Annotated in this window: 2 protein-coding genes and 1 pseudogene; all 3 read right to left on the bottom strand. The window is 68.0% G+C overall.

Going from position 1 to position 3,251, the window contains the following annotated elements; genetic code table 11:
* Window positions 1-131: 131 nt before the first annotated feature.
* Window positions 132-943 (bottom strand): annotated as a pseudogene (locus AC1DZ6_RS22525) (sulfate/molybdate ABC transporter ATP-binding protein).
* Between the two features lie 24 nt (window positions 944-967).
* Window positions 968-1,828 (bottom strand): sulfate ABC transporter permease subunit CysW, encoded by an 861-nt coding sequence (gene cysW, locus AC1DZ6_RS22520; RefSeq protein ID WP_477099347.1) that lies wholly within the window; start codon window positions 1,826-1,828, stop codon window positions 968-970.
* Window positions 1,828-2,694 carry a sulfate ABC transporter permease subunit CysT gene (gene cysT, locus AC1DZ6_RS22515; protein WP_477099348.1) on the bottom strand — a complete coding sequence of 289 codons (867 nt, stop codon included), beginning with the start codon at window positions 2,692-2,694 and terminating at the stop codon, window positions 1,828-1,830. Before cysT ends, cysW begins: the two co-directional genes overlap by 1 nt.
* Window positions 2,695-3,251: the final 557 nt, after the last annotated feature.

Below are 3,251 nucleotides of genomic sequence, written 5' to 3'. Positions count from 1 at the left end.
TGCCCCGCCCTTCGGCCCCGTTCGGCTCGGCCAATCGCCGCCGGGCCAGCGCCGACGCCATTCGCGAACAGCAGCAGCGTCAACAGCAGCAGCAGCAGCAGCAGCAATAGGTCCTCGGGACCGCGGACCCGCTAGAGCGGATAGACGTGGCTCTTGCGGGCCGCGATCTTGATCGCGCCGGCGAACCGGGCGGCTTCGGCGCGCGAGGCGCTGATCTCGAGGCGGCGGCCGTCGGCGGCGGTCGCGGCCACGGCGGTCAGGGCGCGTCGTGCACCTCGTCCGGCGTGCCGATCTGCTCGATGCGGCCGGCGTTGAGAATGGCCACGCGGTCGGCCAGGCCCAGGGCTTCTTCCTGGTCGTGGGTGACGAAGATGGTGGTGACGCCGGTGGCGTCGTGGACGCGGCGCAACTCCTTGCGCAGCGACTTGCGGACAGTGGCGTCCAGGGCGCCGAACGGCTCGTCCAGCAGCAGCACACTGGGCTGCACCGCCAGAGCGCGCGACAGGGCCACGCGCTGACGCTGGCCGCCCGACAGTTGCGAGGGGTAGCGCTTGCCCAGGCCCTCCAGCTCGACCAGCTTCAGCAGCTCTTCGACCCGGCGGGCGATCTCGGCCTTCGGCGGCTTGTCCTTGCCCTTGCGGACGTCCAGGCCGAACGCGATGTTGCGCGCCACGGTCATGTGCTTGAACAGCGCGTACTGCTGGAACACGAAGCCGACGCGGCGGGCGGCGGCCGAGGCGAAGGTCACGTCCTGGCCCTCGAACAGCACCTGGCCTTCGTCGGGGAACTCCAGGCCGGCGATCGTGCGCAGCAGGGTCGTCTTGCCCGAGCCCGACGGGCCCAGCAGCGCCACGAGCTCGCCGTCGGCGATCTCCAGATCGACGTGGTTCAGGGCCGGATAGCGCCCGAACTTCTTTTCGACGGAACGGATTGAGATGGTCATGGGAGCGTCTTCGTTCCGGTCATTCTAGTGTCCGCCGCCGCGCTTGACGTCGGGTTGGGCGATCTCGAGCAGGCTCTTGAGCACCAGGGTCACGATCGCCAGCAGGCAAAGCAAGGCGGCGACGGCGAAGGCGGCGACGAAGTCGTACTCGTTGTACAGAATCTCGACGTGCAGCGGCATGGTGTTGGTCAGGCCGCGGATGTGGCCGCTGACCACCGAGACGGCGCCGAACTCGCCCATGGCCCGGGCGTTGCACAGCAGCACGCCGTACAGCAGGCCCCAGCGCACRTTGGGCGCGGTCACCCGCCAGAAGGTGTAGAGGCCCGAGGCGCCCATCGAGACGGCGGCCTCCTCCTCCGACACGCCCTGCTCCTGCATCAGCGGGATCAGTTCGCGGGCGATGAACGGGAAGGTCACGAAGATCGTCGCCAGCACGATGCCGGGAATGGCGAAGATGATCTTGATGTCGTGGTCGATCAGGCGCTCGCCGAACCAGCCCTGCAGGCCGAAGACCAGCACGTAGATCAGGCCCGCCACCACCGGCGACACCGAGAACGGCAGGTCGATCAGGGTGATCAGCAGCGGCTTGCCCGGAAAGTGGTGCTTGGCGATCGCCCAGGCGGCGCACAGGCCGAACAAGGCGTTGAACGGCACGGTGATGCCGGCGGTGATCAGGGTCAGTTTGATCGACGCCCAGGCGTCGGGCGTGGCGATCGCGTCGAGGGCCGGCTGCAGGCCCTTGCGCAGAGCCTCGGCGAACACCGCCGCCAGCGGCAGGATCAGCACCAGGCCCAGGAAGGCCAGGACCAGGCCGACGATGACGACCTTGGCCCACAGCGGATCGTCGGTCGGGTGGCGGAACTGCGCCTTGGTCTGAACGGCCATCAGACGAACCTCCGCGACCAGGCCTGGATGGCGTTGATCACCAGCAGCATCAGGAACGAGACGCCCAGCATGACCAGGGCGATGGCCGCGGCGTTGGCGTATTCGAACTGCTCCAGCTGAATGATGATCAGCAGCGGCGCGATCTCGGACTTGTAGGGCATGTTGCCGGCGATGAAGATCACCGAGCCGTACTCGCCCACCCCTCTGGCGAAGGCCAGGGCGAAGCCGGTCAGCCAGGCGGGACCGAGGGCCGGCAGGATGATCCGGGCGATGGTGGCGACGCGGTCGGCGCCCAGGCTGGCCGCGGCTTCTTCGACATCGGCCGACAGGTCGCGCATCACCGGCTCCAGCGTGCGGACCACGAACGGCAGGCCGATGAAGATCAGGGCGATGGTGACGCCGACCGGGTTGTAGGCGGCCTTGATTCCCAAAGGCGTCAGGTACTGCCCGACCCAGCCGTTGGGGGCATAGAGCGTGGCCAGGGCGATGCCGGCCACGGCGGTGGGCAGGGCGAACGGCAGGTCGACCAGGGCGTTGATCACCGCCTTGCCGGGAAACTCGTAACGCACCAGGGCCCAGGTGGTCAGGACGCCGAACACCCCGTTGATCACCGCCGCCACGAAGGCCGCGCCGAAGCTCAGGCTATAGGCCGCCATGGCGCGCTCTGAAAAGGCGGCGGCCACGAACTGGGCCGGCGACAGGGCCGAGGCCTTGATCGCCACGGCCGACAGCGGGATCAGCACGATCAGCGACAGGATCGTCAGGGTCACGCCCAGGGTCAGGCCGAAGCCCGGAATCGCCGAACGCCGGCGGAACAGCGGCCGCCTCGATGAGCGTGCGGGTGCGGAAATCGTCTCGGCGGTCATCGGGTGATCGTCGTCCAGCATCCGCGTCGGCTCGTCAAACGGAGCCATGAAAACAAGAACGCGCAAAGCCGTGAAATCGGCGACGAGCGTGGTGAAGCTGGAGCGGCTTAAATCCCTACACGGCCGGTCGGGTCAATTGAGTTAGTCGGACGGAGGGGTCAGAAAAACTGTGATGGGCGAAAGCCGCGCGGCGATACCTGCCCCCTACGGACCGCTTCGCGGTCGTCTTCCTCCAAAAGGGGGAAGAGGGCCGTGCGCATTCTCCGCCCCCTCTGGGTGGAGGATGCGAAGCCGACAGGTGGGGCAAGTGTGAGCCGGCACGGTCTTTCGTCCTCACGCGGAAACCCGCTGAGCTGTTGGGGAGGGTGCGAAGCGCCCGGGCCTCGCCCGGAATAGCTTTATAGTAAGTACCGTTTCGACGAAGACGAGCGCCTCGCGCCATCGTTATCCGGAAGCCCGCGACGCTGAGCCCTGTTAGGGCCTCGCCGCCTTGAAGCCTCCGACGGGCGGGCCAGGGCAACGCCCCTGGTCCCGGACCGCGAGCGCGTCACCGCCCG

This window comes from Caulobacter sp. P1_B12_2 (assembly GCF_056406675.1).
This window is presented reverse-complemented; position numbering and strand designations above follow the sequence as displayed.